A 15,562-nucleotide genomic window follows, 5' to 3' on the forward strand; every position below is an offset into this window, starting at 1 on the left:
GTTGCGATTTCGGTCTGTTCAGGCAGGGCCAGCCACCGTCTCGATAGGGCCAAAACAGATCCGCCAGGACGGGCTGCCCGGGCTGTCGGCAATGGGCCGAGCTTTGTCTCGAACAGGCCGCCCCGGCGCCCCGGAACAGGTCACATGCGCCGTTTCCGGTTCCAGATCAATCTCTTGGCCAGAAAGCCATCCTCGGCGCAGCCCGGAGACGACCGCATGGACAAGATGGCATGCCGGTGAAACGATATCCCGACAATCGCAACGAATCCCGTTGCCCGCCCCCATGACGCACTGCCCAGACCGGGACCCGATAATGGCGCGATACGGTTTTTCCTTCTGTCTTCCGCTGGCGCGCTCCGCCGCTGCCCTGTGCGCGCTGCTCGGCGCGTCCTCCCTTGCCCGCGCGACCCAGCCCGCCGCCCCGGCGATCATGCCGGAACAGATCAGCACGCTGCGCGGCGTCGGCGATGTCGCTCTGGCGCCGGACGGCCGGCACATCGTCTATGGCGTGCGTGCGTTTGCCGATCCGGCACGGCCGCCGGTCACACGGCTCTGGTTCCAGCCCGTCGCGCCGGATGCGCACGCCGTCCGGCTGGAGGGGTCGCAGGACAATGACAGCCATCCGCGCTGGTCGCCCGACGGGCGGCATCTGGCCTATATCGGCCGGCATGGCGGCGCACATGACACGATATGGCTGGCCGGCCCGGCGGGCGAGGCCCCGCGCGACCTGGGGCCCTTCGCGGGGGACGCGATCGATTTTCGCTGGTCTCCCGATGGTGGCCGTCTGGCGGTTCTGGTCCGTCCCGTCCCTCCGTCCGCGCCCGTCGCACGGGTCGACGGGTCCGCGCCGGACGACATGCCGCCAGGGCCTGGCCTGGTGATCCTGACCGTGGCGGACGGGCATATACAGCCGGTCGCGCTGGACGCGCATGCGGTGTTCGACGTCGAATGGGCACCCGATGGACAGTCGCTGGCCGTGCGCGCCGGCCGCTCGGACGGGCTGGACGCATTCTGGTACCAATCCGCCATCAGCATCATCGATACCGCCGGTCATGTCCTGCACCGCCTGCCGGGCCGGGCGACGGCGGTGCATCCGGTCTTTTCGCCCGATGGTGGCCATCTGGCATGGGGGCATTTCGACCAGGACGGCATCGTGGGCACCGTCAGCCGCTACGATCTGGCGGATGGACGCGCCCACAAGATAGGGGCCGGCTGGTCCGGATCGGTCCGGGCCATGGCATGGAACGCGGATGGGCGGAGCCTGACGGTGCTGGGTTTCCATGACATCGCGCCCTGTCTCGGCCGGATGGATGCCGCGAACGGCACAATAAGCCAGACAGTGGATCTGGGCGGCGAGCCCTATGCGTTTTCCATGGCCCGCGACGGCACCGTCGCACTGCCGGCCAGCACGCCGACGCGTGCCGAGGATGTATGGATCGTTCAGGATGGCCACGGCCGGGCGCTGACCGACCTGAATCCGCAGGTGAGCGGCTGGCCTCTGGGCGCGCAGCGGGTCGTTCGCTGGCAGGGCCGCGACGGCACCGCGCTGAGCGGCCTGCTGGTCCTGCCGCCGGGGCAATCGCGCGACGTGCCGCTGTTCACGCAGATTCATGGCGGTCCGTACGATGCCTGGGCACAAGGCTGGCTGGGCTCGTGGCATGACTGGGCGCGGATGCTGGCCAGCCATGGCATAGCGGTGTTCATGCCCAATCCGCGCGGGTCGGACGGGCGCGGCGCCGCCTTCGCCGAGGCCACGCGCGGGGATTGGGGCGGGGCGGACGCACGCGACATCCTGGACGGCATCGACATGCTGACCCGCCAGGGCGTTGCCGACCCTCGCCGCCTGGCGCTGGGGGGATGGAGCTATGGTGGCTTCATGGCCGCCTGGATGGCCGGACATGAAAAGCGGTTCCTGACGGTGATCGACGGCGCGGGCATCACCGACCTGCGGACGATGGCGCTTTCGACCGATGTCGGGCCCGGTTTCCTGCCGCCCTATTTTGGCGATCCGGTCGACCGGGCGACGGAATATGCCGCCCATTCGCCGATCAACGCGGCCAATTTGACGCGCATGCCAATCCTGTTGCTGCACGGCATGAGCGACGCACGCGTGCCACCGGAGCAGGCGATGATATTCTTCAACAGTCTGAAGGCGCAGGGCACTCGTGTGGAGCTGGTACGCTACCCCGATGCGCCGCACTGGTTCGGCGGCGCGGTCGGCGCCATGGTCGAGGAAGACGTGCAGCGCCGGGTTCTGACCTGGCTGACGCCCATCCTGAGGCCCGCCCCATGAGCGCGCCCCGGACATTGCGCCGGGCGCTGGGCCCGGTAGACCTGCTGCTACTGGGCGTGGGCTGCGTCGTCGGGGCCGGGATCTATATTCTTCCCGGTGTCGCGGCGGCGGAATATGCCGGGCCCGCCGTCACGCTGTCCTTCCTGGCCGCCGGAGCCGCCTGCGGCCTGACGGGGATCTGCTACGCCGAACTGTCGACCGCGATGCCGATCGCCGGAGCCTCGTACAGCTACGTCAGCCGTGCGTTCGGGCCGGGGGCGGCCCTGTGGGTCGGCTGGATGCTGACGCTGGAATTCCTGCTGGCCGGCGCAGCGGTCGCCACCGGCTTTGCCAGCTATCTGCAAAGCCTGCTGGTGGCGCTGGGGCACGGGCTGCCGGCGGCACTGATCCAGCCCAGCGTGGGGTCGGCCGCCGGCATGGCGGGACCGCATGCCAATCTGACCGCATTCCTGTCCCTGATGCTGATCGCGGTGGCGCTGGTGCGGGGGGTGCGGGAATCGGCCCGCGTCAACACCGCCCTCGTCGTGGTGAAGACGGGCGTCCTGCTGGTGTTCCTGGGCATCGGGATCGGCCATGTGAATCCGGCCAACTGGTCGCCTTTCCTGCCGCCCTCGGAGGGCGGGTTCCGTTTCGGCGTGCCCGGCGTGCTGCGCGCCGCGTCGATCGTCGTCTTTGCCTATCTCGGCTTCGACACCGTCGCGACGGCGGCGGCGGAGGCCCGCCGCCCGGCACGCGACCTGCCGGTCGGCCTGATCGGAACGCTGCTGGTCAGTGCGCTGCTCTATGCCCTGGTTTCGCTGGTTCTGACGGGCCTAGTGCCCTTCCGTGGCCTCGACGTGCCCGATCCGGTGGCGGAGGCCATGGCGGCGGTCGGCTATCCGCGCATCGGCATCCTGCTGCGGATCGGCGCGCTGACGGGCCTGGCATCGGTGATGCTGGTCAATACCTACGGCCATTCGCGCATCTGCTTCGCCATGGCGCGCGACGGCCTGCTGCCCGGATGGTTCATGCGGCTGCACCCGCGCCACGGCACGCCGGGGCTGGGCATCGTGCTGGCCGCCGCACTGGCGGGCCTGCTGGCGGCATTGTTTCCCATCGGCGTGCTGGCGGACCTGGTCAGTATCGGCACCATGGTCGCCTTTTCGGGCGTGGCGCTCAGCGCCATGCGGCTGCGAGTGGTGGCCCCGGACATGGCGCGGCCGTTCCGCATCCCGCTGGGCGGCGTGCGGGCCTTCGGTCTCTGGCTGGGAATGGTGCCGGTCTGCGCGCTGATCGTGTCGGTGGGGACGATCTGCATCGTCCTGGCCGGGATCGGCCAGCAGGCCATGTCCGGCCGGCCGTCGGCCGCCATCTTCCTGCTGCTGTACCTGGCGGCGGGGGCGGTGCTGGCCCGCCGCCAGTCCCGCCGCCGCCGGGGTGAAGGTGCTGATAGGGGGCTCTGACGCCCCCGTCCCGCTTTTTCAGGCGCCGGAGATCACGCGACCGAACGCCGCCATGTCCTCGGCCACACGTCGCTGTTGCAGGGTGCCGCATGACAGCGCGTCATGCACCCCCTGCCAGTCCTCGGGGCCATTATGCTGACCCAGCCGGATCTGCCCCCGCAGCGTGTCGAGGGGGATTTCGAACCCTGCGATGCCGCCGAGCAGCCGATCGATATAGGTTGCGACCTGCGCCGGCCGCCACGTCCCCCCGGCGGGCACCGCCAGGGCACTGCCGCGCTCCAGGATATCGCGCAAGGCAGCCGCATCCTCGATCACGGTCGGAATGCCCGTCGCATGGACGGCGCTGTACAGCCAGGTCGGAACGCGCGGGCTGGTGTGGTACCAATCCGGCGAGACGCCGGCGTCGGCCCCCAGGAACGTCACCAGCACCGGCCGGCCGGCGGCCAGATCGGCCAGTTGCGGGTTACGGCGATCGAGGTGGCCGACCAGCGTGCCCAGCGGCCCGCGACGACGATCCAGCAGCAACGGCAGATGACAGGCTTCAGGCGCACCCCCATCGGAGCCCGCCGACATGGTAATGACCGTGCCCAGACGCGCGCGCGCGATCAGGTCGTGCAGACAGGCGGTATCGTCGCAAACATAGTCTGGTGGAACGTACATGACACAGAGGCTTCCGGCTGAGTGGGGATCGTACATCCTACCACCCGCGCGCCGACAGGCCGTTGTCACCGGGCCAGAACATGCCGCCACCGGGCCGTGATCGTAACGATTCCAGATCGTTCCGCCTCATGGCCCGACCGCTGGCCTCTTTGACCCTTTCCGACACGCCCGCCGCACCAGTTTCGACAAGAATGGGCTCGAGACAGCGGAGCCCCACAATCGTGACCTCAGCCCTTCCTCCAGGCCTTCTGGACCCCGAGATCGCGGCATTTCGCCGGCATATGGCGCAGGCCGGACGGGATTTTCCGCCGTTCGAGACCCTGCCGCCCGAAACCGCCCGCAGCCTGGCCGCCCAGGCCCGCGCGACGCTGCCGGCCAGGGCGCCGGCCCTGGCCGACGTCAGCGACATTGTCCTTGGCGAAACCACCCCGCCGCTACGCGCGCGGATCTTCTCCCCCGGCCCGTCGCCGGATGGCGTGCTGGTCTATCTGCATGGCGGCGGGTGGACCATGTTCGGCCTGGATACGCATGACCGGCTGATGCGCGAATATGCGGCGGGGGCCAACATGGCCGTCGTCGGGCTGGATTATGCCCTGGCGCCGGAATACGTATTCCCCGTGGCGCTCGAACAGATCATGGATTGCCTGCGCGCGCTCCCCGTCCATCTGCCGGCGCTGGCAGGCCTGCCGCTGTTCATAGGCGGGGATTCCGCGGGCGCCAACCTGTCGCTGGCCGCAGCGATCGGGCTGCGCGACGCTGGAAGCGCGACCGGGCTGCACGGGCTGCTGCTGAGCTACGGGGTGTATGACAGTGCCTGCGACACCCCATCCTATGCCCGTTTCGCCGGGCCTGATTTCATGCTGACGCGCGACGAGATGCTATTCTTCTGGCAACGTTATATTCCCGATGCCGACCGGCGCGCGCTGCCACTGGCCTCGCCCCTCCGGGCGGAGGTCGCGGGCCTTCCGCCGGTATTCATGACCATTGCGGAATGCGACGTGCTGGCCGACGAGAACCACGCCATGGCCGAGCGCCTGCGTGCCGCCGGCAATGCCATCATCGCCCGATCCTATCCGGGCGCCACCCATTCCTTCCTTGAAGCGCTGGACATGTCCGCAGTGGCCGCCCGCGCCGTGGCCGAGCAGATCGCATGGCTGCGCGCGAACATCGCCGAACACGAGCCGACCACATGACGCTGCGCCGGGGCCTGTTTCTGGCACACCGGTATGCCGGGCTGGGCATTGCACTGTTCCTGATGGTCGCGGCCGTGACCGGCACGCTCCTGACCTTTCGCGACCGCGTCGATGCTCTGCTGAATCCCGGCCTGTTCGGAGTACCAGCCGGCCCTGTGCGGCCGGCACCGGAACTGGTGGCGCGTGTCCTGACCGCGCACTCGGCCTGGCGGGTCGTGCACTTTGCCCTGCGACCGCGCTCCGGTGAGGCGCTGCGGGCCATCATGTTGCGCACACCCGATGGCGACCCCGAGGAGATCTTCATCGACCCGCGCGACGGAAGCGTGACCGGCACCCGTAACCGGCAGGCGGGTCTGGACCGGGCCCATGCGATGCAATTGCTGTACGCGCTTCATGCCACCCTGGCCCTGGGCACGGCCGGGCGCCTGCTCATGGGGGGCGTCGCCGTCGGCTGGCTGGCCCTGACCGTGATCGGGCTGGTGATCACGCTTCCCCGCCGCCGGCCATTGCTGGCGGCCTGGCAACCGGCCTGGCGCCTCAATCGCCAGATGCTGGCGCGCCGCCCCTGGCCCGAACTGCACCGCGTGATCGGGCTATGGACGATCCCGTTCATGATCGTGATGGCGCTGACATCGGTCGCAATGAATTTCTTCGACGAGGCCTTCGCGCCCATCGCAACCTTTCTGTCGCCACCCCGTGCCGGCTCGCCCTTCGCCGACGACGCGCCACCCGCTGCCATCCATGCCGGCCCGCCTCTGGGCTACGCGGCAGCCGAGGCCATTGCCCGGACCTGGGCCGCGCATGTCCACCCCGACATGCTGCCGGTCGCCCTGGCCGACGACCCGGCGCGGGATCTGTACGGGGTATCGTTCGCGCCCGGCGGCACCGCGCTCTATACCGGTTTCGGGCGGATCACCTGCCATATCGACCGGCATGACGGACATATCGCATGGATCGATGATCCGCATCTGGACGGCGCGGGTGCGCTGGCGATCCGCGCGCTTTATCCACTGCATAGCGGGCAGGTCGCCGGATGGCCGACGATGGCCTGCGTGCTGGCGACGGGTATCGCCACCAGCATCATGATCGTCTCCGGCGTGCTGCCCTGGCTGCGACGGCAGCGCCAGCCCGGCCGGCGGGCATGACGATGCGGCCTGCCCCGCTTTGCCTGATGATCGGGCTGATGACCTGCCTGAGCGTCCCGCGACAGGCAGCGGCGGCAATCCCGCCCTGGTTGCGCGACCTCTTCCCCAGCACCTACAGGCCGCTGCCGCGCGAGGACACGCTGATCGTCCATGCGACCATCCTGGACGGTGCGGGCCACCGGATCGAGGACGGATCGCTGCTGATGCGTGACGGCAGGATCGCGGCGATCGGGCCGCATCTGACGGACGCGAAGGCGCACGTGATCGACGCGCGGGGGCGCTGGGTCACGCCCGGGCTGATCGATATCCACAGTCACGACGGCACCTATGTCGTGCCGATCACGGCAATCGACGAAGAGACGTCGGACGTGAGCGAATTGTCCGACCCCAATGCGGCGGATAGCTGGATCGAGACCGCGATCAATCCGCAGGACCCGGCCTTTGCCCGTGCCCTGGCGCACGGAGTGACGACCTTGCAGGTCCTGCCGGGCTCCAGCCCGATCTTCGGCGGTCGCTCGGTGGTGCTGCACCCCATCCCGGCGACCACGATGCAAGCGATGAAGATGCCGGACGCGCCGTGGGGCATGAAGATGGCCTGTGGCGAGAACCCCAGGAGCGAGGATGCCGAAAAAGGGCGCGGCCCGACGAGCCGTGAAGGGGAGATCGCCTTCATCCGCGCGGCGTTCGCCAAGGCCGGCCGCTATCGGCAGGACTGGAAGCGCTACCTGGCCGGACAGGGCACGCAGCCCGACGACGATGCTCGGCTGGACACGCTGGCGGCGGCGCTGGACGGCATGATCGCGGTACACATGCACTGCTATCGCGCCGACGAGATGGCGGTGATGCTGGATCTGAGCAGGGCCCTGGGCTTTCGCATCGCTGCCTTCCACCATGCGGTCGAAGGCTACAAGATCGCCCCCCTTCTGGCCCGCGCCCATGTCTGCGCCGCCGTATGGTCCGACTGGTGGGGCTACAAGATGGAAGCGCTGGACGGTATCCGTGAGAATGCCGCCTTCATCGATGCGGCGGGCGGATGCGCGATGATGCATTCGGATTCCCCTTTCCTGGGCCAATGGCTCAACATCGAAGCCGGCAAGGCCGCCGCCGCCGGGCGACGTGCCGGACTGGACCTGCCGCCCGAGCATGTCATCGGCTGGCTGACGGCCAACCCCGCCCGCGCCCTGGGGCTGGACAGGCGAATCGGCAGCCTCGAGCCCGGCAAGGACGCCGATGCCGTGATCTGGTCGATGCAGCCGTTCAGCGTCTATGCCCATGCCGACATGGTGTTCGTCGACGGCGCGGTGGCGTTCGATCGCACCGATCCGCACCGGCGGCCCCGGACGGATTTCGAACTGGGCCGCACGCCGCCGGAGGCGCCATGACATGGGCCCGCCGCACTGCGGCCATGGCGATCCTGGCCACCCTGGGCCCATGGAGCCAGGCGCGGGCAGATGGCGCCCCGGCTCCGGTCATCGCCATCGTGCATGCCCTGGCCATGCCCGTCACCACGCCCCCCGTTGCCGACGCCACCATCGTGATCGCGGGCGGGCATGTACGCTCAGTCACCGCACAGGGGCCGATCCCGCCCGGCGCGCGTCGGATCGACGCGCACGGGCAGATCGTAACCCCCGCTTTGTTCAGCGCCGCGACGCAACTGGGCCTTGTGGAGGTTTCCGGTGCGCGCGATACCGATGACCGCACCCTGTCACACGGCCCGCTCGGCCCGGCTTTCGACGTGCAATATGCCCTGAACGGGCAGTCCAATCTGCTGCCGCTGGCGCGGGCCGATGGTCTGGCCTGGGCGATGAGCTACCCCGGCGGCACGCAGATTGCACCGTTTGCAGGCCAGGGCGCGCTGATTCACCTGCGCCCCTCCGGCGACATTCTGGCCCGTGCGGGCGCGGCGATGGTGGCTCTCACGGGCGACATGGCCCTGGCGACGGCCGGCGGCTCAAGGGCCGCGCAATGGGTGCTGCTCCGCACCGCCCTGGCCGAGGCGCGACGGGCCCCATCGCCGCGCGATCCGGCATCCGCGCTCATCCTGTCGCCTGTCGACCGCGCCGCGCTGGCACCGGTGATCGCCGGCACCATGCCGCTTCTGATCGCCGCAAATCGTGAATCGGACATTCGCCAGGCCATTCGCCTGGCACGGGAGAGCGCGATCCGCGTGGCGGTGCTGGGGGGCGCCGAGGCCTGGCGGGCGGCGGCGGAACTGGCGGCGGCGCATGTGCCGGTCATCCTCGATCCAGAGGCCGACCTGCCGCAGACCTTCGACTCGCTTGGCGCCCGGCTGGACAATGCGGCCATGCTGGCGAAAGCGGGGGTGGAAATCGCCTTCTCGGTGCCTGGCAACGGAATCTACCTGAGCTACGATGCCGGCCTGGATCTGCGCGAAGGCGCCGGAATCGCGGTGGCCAACGGATTGCCTTACGCAACGGCGCTACGCGCAATCACGGCGGCCCCTGCCGCGATCTGGGGCATGCGCGGCGCGGGAACCCTGACACCCGGCGCCGGCGCGGACCTGGTACTCTGGGATGGCGACCCGCTGGAGCCCGCCAGCAATCCGGCAATGCTCTTCATCGATGGGCACGAGGTTTCGCTATCGACCCGCCAGAGGACCCTGCGGGACCGCTACGCGCCGACACGCGCCGGCACGCCGCCGGACAACGCCACCTTGCCGCCCGCCTATCGCTGAGGAGATCCGATGCGCTCGTCTGCCCGCACCCTGCTGCTTTCCACCCTGTTGCCCGCGGGCCTGGCGATCATTCCGGCAGCCCGCGCCCAGGAGGCCGGCGAGCCACCATTGCCGTTCCTGTCGCCCGCCGCGATCGGCCATGCACTGCCCGACCGCACCCGACCGATCCAGCCACCGGGACAGACCCTGCCGATGATGTCGGCGCGGCGCCTGGTTGCCGACGTGCGGCACGGCACCTGGATGTCGCTCGACCTGTCGCCCGACGGGCGGCACATCGTGTTCGACCTGCTGGGCGATCTCTATACCCTGCCGACGGAGGGGGGCCAGGCAACGCGGATCAGCGGCGGCCTGCCGTTCGACACCGCGCCCGCCTACGCGCCAGACGGGCGATGGATCGCCTATGTCAGCGACGGCTCAGGGGCCGACAATCTGTGGATCGCCCACCCCGATGGAAGCGCGGCGCGGCAGGTCACGTTCGGCGATGACGACACGGTCCTGACCTCACCGGCCTGGATGCCCGACGGACGGTCCCTCCTGGTCAGCCGCTACCGGGCGGACCTGAACGCCTACGAACTGTGGCGCTACGATCTGGCAGGGCATGGCACCCTGGTGGTGCCGGTGCGCGACAGGCCCGACAGCCCGCGGGCCATGTGGCGCAGCACACTGGGGGCTGTCGCCGCGCCGGACGGGCGGACCGTCTACGCCGCACGCCATCTGGGTGGCCTTTCCTTCGAGGACGTCGATCACTGGACCATCATCCGCCGCGATCTGGCCACCGGCGCGGAGGAGACGGTGGTGACCCTGCCCGACGGCCCGCGCACCCCCCTCTTTCCTGGCGCATTCTTCCGCCCATGCCTGTCGCATGACGGGCGCCTGCTGGCCTATGCCGCCCGGCGGGACGGAGGCACCGAATTACGGGTGCGCGACCTGACGACGGGGCGGGACAGGCGGGTGGCCTTTCCCATCACGCATGACCAGCTTCAATCCTCGATGTGGCAGGATCTCGTGCCGCGCTATGCCTTCACGCCGGACGATGGCGCGATCGTGCTGAGCGTGGGCGGCGGGTTCGAACGGATCACCCTGACTGACGGTGCCGCGACACCTCTTCCGTTCACCGCCCATCTCGATGTCGCGCTCGGCCCTTCCACCCGTCAGGATATCCGTGAGGAGACAGGCCCCGTCCATGCCAGGCTGATGATGGCGCCCGTGGCGTCTCCCGATCGTCGCACGCTCGCCTTCTCGGCCTTGGGCAGGCTGTATCTGATGCGGCTGGACGGCCATGCAGCGCCTGTTCCTTTCGCTTCTGGCGGCGACCCGGCTTTTCAGCCTGCCTGGAGCCCCGACGGCCGGCAACTGACGTGGGTGACGTGGAGCGAGCAGGGAGCGGGTGCCATCTGGTCCGCCCCCGCCGACGGCTCCGCGCCGCCGGTGCGTCTATCGGGCCTGCAGGCCTATTATACCGACCCGGTCTTTACTCCCGACGGGCGCCAGGTGCTGGCGCTGCGGTCCGGCCAGCAGGCACGGCTGGACGTCTATATGGAATATGGCCGGCTGCGGAACGCCGAGTTGATCGCCCTGCCTGCTGGGGGCGGCGCGGCTCGCACCATCGCGCGCGGCACACTGGGCGGCCCGGTGCAGTTCGCGCGCGGGGCCGCCTATCTGCAGACGGATGACGGGCTGGACAGCATCGATCTGGTCCATGGCACCCGCCGTCTGGCCGTGCGGGTCGACGGCCCTGGCTGGTATTTCCAGGATGGTGCGGTGCCGGTGGACGATCTGCGGATCAGCCCCGACGGGCACTGGCTGCTGGCGCAGGTTTCCCAGCAGCTTCATCTGCTCGCCATGCCCGCGCGGCCGGGGCGGCATGTCGATCTCAGCGACCCGCGCCTGCCCCATCGTCGCGTGTCCGACACGGGCGCCGATTATATTGCATGGTCCGCCGACGGACGGTCGATCGACTGGTCTACCGGCCCGGTCTTTCACACTCGCCCGCGCGCCGACATCCCGCTCGCCCCGCCGAACCGCCCGGACTGGCACGCCACCTCCCCTTCACCGGCCGAAACGCAATACCGCGCCGACGTGACTGCTCCCCGCGCGGTAGCGCGGGGCCGGCTGGTGCTGCGTGGAGCCAGGGTGCTGACCATGGCGGCCGGTGCCCCCGTGATCGACCATGCCGATATCCTGGTAGAGGATGGGCGCTTCAGGCAGGTCGGTCCGACAGGCAGCTTTGCAATACCGGCAGATGCCACGATCCGCGACGTGACCGGGCGCATCATCGTCCCCGGCTTTATCGACACGCATGACCATGTGGCGACAATCCGCCGGACTGTACTAGGGCTGGAGGATTGGGGGATCGCGGCCCGTCTGGCCTGGGGCGTCACGACCAGTTTCGATCCCTCCACCCTGTCGATCGACATGCTGGCCTATCAGGACCTGCTGGACGCGGGCCTGATGACGGGGCCACGCATTCGCCAGACCGGCATTGCGCTCTTTTCAATGCAGCGTTTTTCCTCGCTGTCGGACGTCCTGGCGGTCATGCGACGTTATCGCGACGATTATGGCCTGCGCAATATCAAGGAATATCGCACCGGCAGCCGCGAGGTCCGCGAATGGGTGGCGCAGGCGTGCCGCATGCTGGGCATGCAGCCGACGACCGAAGGCGCCCTGTCGATGAAGCTGGACCTGACCCAGATTCTGGACGGATATGCCGGCAACGAGCATGCGCTGGTGGCCTCTCCGTTGCAGGAAGACGTGCTGGCGTTGCTGCGTGCAACCCGAACCAGCTACACGACCACGTTAAGCATCACCAATGGCGGCTCGCCCGGCATGGACTGGGCGATCGCGCGCGACGATCCGCGCGGCGACGCGCGCGTGAGGACCTTCTGGCCCGAACTGTTCCGCGAGCAGATGACATTGCGGCGCGACTGGCGGCCACTGTCCGAATATCGCTTCCCTTCCATTGCCGCCGATGCCGCCGCCCTTGCCGCCGCCGGCGGACTGGTCGGAATCGGCAGCCATGGCGAAATGCCAGGCATCGGCTTTCATCAGGAAATGGAGTTGCATGCGCTGGGCGGCATGACGGCGCAGGCCATCCTGCATGCCGCCACCATCGGCTCGGCCGAAACGATCGGCCGCAAATCCGACCTGGGCAGCATCGAACCAGGCAAGATCGCGGATCTGGTGGTGCTGACCGCCGATCCGCTGACCGATATCCGCAATGCGCGCGCGGTGGCGCAGGTCATGCGCGACGGACGCCTTTACGATACCGCGACGCTGAAAGAACTCTGGCCGGCACAGCGGCCCCGCATCCGGCCATGGTTTGCCGGACAGGATGCGGAGGCACGCTGGCTGCCTTCCCCGGCCCGAAACATGCGTTCAGACGAAACCGACTGAACGCAGCGAAGTTTTTTCAAGCCGTCCGCAGGAGCATGCCCTCGCGGACGGCCATGTTTTCAGAACTCGGCCGAAACCGTGCCGAAGAACTCGCGGGGTGCCGCGACATAGAGGACCGGGTTGTCGTCACCCGAGACCGACGCCGCGCCGTAGACACCACCGATATAGTTCTTGTTGAACAGGTTGGTGATGCCGAGGGTCGCCTTCAGGTTGTTGGCAAAGCCGAGATGCCCGAAATTGTAGGCGGCGCTGAGGTTCGACGTCCAGTAGGCAGGGATCTTGACGTCGTTCATGTACGTCATCGGCCGCGCGCTGTTGTAGGTCGCGTTGAAGTTGAAGGTCGCCTGACGATAGGTATAGGACAGGTTCGCCTTGTACATGAACTTCGGATAGAAAACCTGATGCTTGCCCTTGTAGGGCAGGCTCGCGTTTTCGTAGACCGCGTCGTTCCAACTGAAGCTGTTGGAAATCTCCAGCCCGCGCACCGGACGGATGGTGCCCATCACGTCCGCGCCGTTCATGCTCTCACGTCCGATATTCTCGATCGAGCTGTACTGGGCGCCTGTGGGGCCGGCCGTGATCGCCGCCAGGCGATTGTAGTAGTCCGTGTGATAGTAATCGACGCTGGCCGAGAACAGCTTGGAATCGTAGCGGTACCCGACGACATAGTTCCATGTCCGCTCGGGCTTCAGGCTGTTCTTGTTGGCGTTGAACACCGCCTGGGCCGGGTTGCTGGAATTGCCCAGGCCGCCCCACGGATTGCCGCTGCCGCTCTGGGTGCCGTAATCGTAGGCGCGCATGTTCTCGGCGATGTCGAAATACACTTCATGATGATCCAGGAAGTGATAATCGAAATTGAAATGCGGCAGGAAGGCATTTGCCGCCGTCATGCTGCCCGACGCGGGATGGCTGTAATAGACGCCCCAGTCCGACAGGCTGCTGGTATTGTCGACGCTGGTGCCGCCATGCGTCGTCTGCAGCAGCGAGCGGAAGCCGGCGGTGACGGTCATGCCCGGAATGATGTGGTAGGTGTCCTGCAGGTAGTACTGGAACGTGTTCGTGTTGAACGAATCCGCCCACCAGGTCGTGGCCTGCGAGGCCTTGAAGGCGCTCTTGGAATTGTGCGCCGCGTCCACGCCGTCTTCGTACATCCGCATCGCGTAGTTGAACGTGTCGTTCTCGTACCAGATGCCGGTCTTGATGTCGTTCTTGTTGACGGTGATGTCGAAGCTCTGGGTGAAGCCGATGCGGCGGACGTCGACATGCCCGGTTTCAAGCGCCATCGGCACCTGCGAGGTGGGCGAGATCAGGAACGGATTGGTGCCGCTGTAATCGCCGCTGGACACGTGGGCATAGGCCGCGGTCTTGGACAGCACGTTGGGGAAGAACTGATAGTCGGCCTTGATGGCTGACAGGTAGTTGCGCTGCGTCTGCGTGCCGTCATAGGCGTAGTCGCCGATTTCGTCCGGCGTCAGCACGCCCTGCAGGTTGGTGGGCACCGTGCCCGCCTGGGCATTGGCCGCCCATTCCTTGGACAGCGCATAATCGGGCTTCAGATAGGTCGTGTCACGGCCCATCTTTTCCCACATGTTCTTGGTCAGGCCCAGATAATTGTACTGGATGAAGTTCGAGTAGTCGAAGATGGCCGTGACCTTGCCCTTGTCGCCCAGCGGCTGCACGAGCTTGAAATTGGCCTGGTGTTCCTGCTGGTCGCCAAAGCCCTTCCACAGATTCTGCGCGGTGCGGGCATAGGAGGCGTAGAATTTGGTGCCGGTGGCATTCAGCACGCCGCTGTCCACGCGGGCGAAGGTGCGGAAGGCGTCGTAGCTGCCGAAGCTCTGGCTGACACGGCCGCCCGCCTTGTCCAGCGGATCGGCGGAGGTGTAGGTGATCGCCCCGCCCAGCGTCTGCGCCGAGGGCGTGTCCAGCGCGCCCGCGCCCTGCGACACCGTCATGCCGGCGAGGTTTTCCTGGATTTCCATCTGGTCGACGCCCAGGCCGTTCCAGTTATGGAATCCCTGGCCGCCCATCGGGATACCGTCCAGCGTCGCGCCGATCTGGGTCTGGTTGAAGCCGCGGATATACAGCGTGCTGGCCACCGTATCGAGGCCCAGCGCGTCGTCCGAGCCGAAGCTGACGCCGGGGGTGGTGAGTGCCAGCACCTGGAGCGGGCTGGTGCCGGCCACGAACTGGTCCATGGTGGCGCGCGTCACGGCCGTTTCCGCCCCGCGCGAATGGAAGCGCGCGCCGCTGACCTCGACCGTCTCGGCCTCGGCACGGACGCGGGCCGCCGGACGGGCAGCGGCCGGCTGCGCGGCGGCGGCCGAAGCATGATGCGCCGCCTTGGCGGCACGATGGCGGGCATGAGCCTTGCCGTTCTCGCTGCTGGCGGCAAGCGCGGGCAGGCTGGCCGAGGCCATCAGAAGGGAAGCCGATCCCAGCAGGAACGATCGGCCGTGGCGTCGGAGAAATCCGGTCTGTCTGGTCATACTCACCTTGTCAGGAAAGGGCACGCGCGCCCGCGCGCGGCGCCGTGCGGCAGCCCGCGGGACCGTCATGCCCCCTTGTCGATCGCGTCGGACGGGATCGTCGCGCCGCGTTTTGGCGGATCAGGAATCGCGGCGGGAAGCACCTGGAACGATGTCGGTCATGTCAGGCGCCCAGGCTCCCTTCGTCGCATTCCACTGGGATTGTGGCCGCCGGCATCCACGGGCAGCCATTGGGACTAAATCAAGCGTAAT

9 protein-coding genes are annotated in these 15,562 nt (G+C 68.0%); 7 read left to right on the forward strand and 2 right to left on the reverse strand.

Annotated elements, in window-relative coordinates; translation table 11 throughout:
* The first annotated feature begins 313 nt into the window (after positions 1-313).
* Positions 314-2,293 (forward strand): S9 family peptidase, encoded by a 1,980-nt coding sequence (locus HLH36_RS00950; protein WP_182984643.1) that lies wholly within the window; start codon positions 314-316, stop codon positions 2,291-2,293.
* Positions 2,290-3,735, forward strand: a complete 1,446-nt coding sequence (locus HLH36_RS00955) for an amino acid permease (protein WP_182984644.1) — start codon at positions 2,290-2,292, stop codon at positions 3,733-3,735. The genes HLH36_RS00950 and HLH36_RS00955 overlap by 4 nt, the downstream gene beginning before the upstream one ends.
* 18 nt (positions 3,736-3,753) lie before the next feature.
* On the opposite strand, the gene HLH36_RS00960 is transcribed toward HLH36_RS00955, so the two are convergent.
* Positions 3,754-4,395, reverse strand: a complete 642-nt coding sequence (locus HLH36_RS00960; protein ID WP_182984645.1) for an FMN-binding negative transcriptional regulator — start codon at positions 4,393-4,395, stop codon at positions 3,754-3,756.
* 221 nt (positions 4,396-4,616) lie between these two features.
* Here HLH36_RS00960 and HLH36_RS00965 point away from each other — a divergent pair, with 221 nt between their 5' ends.
* The 5 genes from HLH36_RS00965 to HLH36_RS00985 are packed head-to-tail and all read left to right on the forward strand — an operon-like array spanning position 4,617 to position 12,821.
* On the forward strand, positions 4,617-5,588 hold the full coding sequence (locus HLH36_RS00965; RefSeq protein WP_182984646.1) for an alpha/beta hydrolase fold domain-containing protein: 972 nt from the start codon (positions 4,617-4,619) through the stop codon (positions 5,586-5,588).
* A complete protein-coding gene (locus HLH36_RS00970) occupies positions 5,585-6,733 on the forward strand; it encodes a PepSY-associated TM helix domain-containing protein (RefSeq protein ID WP_182984647.1) in 1,149 nt (382 codons plus the stop codon). Before HLH36_RS00965 ends, HLH36_RS00970 begins: the two co-directional genes overlap by 4 nt.
* Positions 6,730-8,115, forward strand: coding sequence for an amidohydrolase family protein (locus tag HLH36_RS00975; protein WP_220792651.1), 1,386 nt, complete (start codon positions 6,730-6,732; stop codon positions 8,113-8,115). The genes HLH36_RS00970 and HLH36_RS00975 overlap by 4 nt, the downstream gene beginning before the upstream one ends.
* Positions 8,112-9,428, forward strand: coding sequence for an amidohydrolase family protein (locus HLH36_RS00980; RefSeq protein WP_182984648.1), 1,317 nt, complete (start codon positions 8,112-8,114; stop codon positions 9,426-9,428). Before HLH36_RS00975 ends, HLH36_RS00980 begins: the two co-directional genes overlap by 4 nt.
* 9 nt (positions 9,429-9,437) lie before the next feature.
* Positions 9,438-12,821, forward strand: coding sequence for an amidohydrolase family protein (locus HLH36_RS00985; RefSeq protein WP_182984649.1), 3,384 nt, complete (start codon positions 9,438-9,440; stop codon positions 12,819-12,821).
* Positions 12,822-12,880: 59 nt separating this feature from the next.
* On the opposite strand, the gene HLH36_RS00990 is transcribed toward HLH36_RS00985, so the two are convergent.
* Complete coding sequence (locus tag HLH36_RS00990; RefSeq protein ID WP_246376270.1) at positions 12,881-15,310, reverse strand: TonB-dependent receptor family protein; 2,430 nt, start codon at positions 15,308-15,310, stop codon at positions 12,881-12,883.
* Positions 15,311-15,562: the final 252 nt, after the last annotated feature.

Source organism: Gluconacetobacter aggeris (genome assembly GCF_014174395.1).
In the GTDB taxonomy this organism is placed as follows: Bacteria; Pseudomonadota; Alphaproteobacteria; order Acetobacterales; family Acetobacteraceae; genus Gluconacetobacter; species Gluconacetobacter aggeris.

Coding starts and splice junctions, on each gene's coding strand:
- HLH36_RS00950 (WP_182984643.1), top strand. CDS start 314: ATGGCGCGATACGGTTTTTCCTTCTGTCTTCCGCTGGCGCGCTCCGCC.
- HLH36_RS00955 (WP_182984644.1), top strand. CDS start 2,290: ATGAGCGCGCCCCGGACATTGCGCCGGGCGCTGGGCCCGGTAGACCTG.
- HLH36_RS00960 (WP_182984645.1), bottom strand. CDS start 4,395: ATGTACGTTCCACCAGACTATGTTTGCGACGATACCGCCTGTCTGCAC.
- HLH36_RS00970 (WP_182984647.1), top strand. CDS start 5,585: ATGACGCTGCGCCGGGGCCTGTTTCTGGCACACCGGTATGCCGGGCTG.
- HLH36_RS00975 (WP_220792651.1), top strand. CDS start 6,730: ATGACGATGCGGCCTGCCCCGCTTTGCCTGATGATCGGGCTGATGACC.
- HLH36_RS00980 (WP_182984648.1), top strand. CDS start 8,112: ATGACATGGGCCCGCCGCACTGCGGCCATGGCGATCCTGGCCACCCTG.
- HLH36_RS00985 (WP_182984649.1), top strand. CDS start 9,438: ATGCGCTCGTCTGCCCGCACCCTGCTGCTTTCCACCCTGTTGCCCGCG.
- HLH36_RS00990 (WP_246376270.1), bottom strand. CDS start 15,310: ATGACCAGACAGACCGGATTTCTCCGACGCCACGGCCGATCGTTCCTG.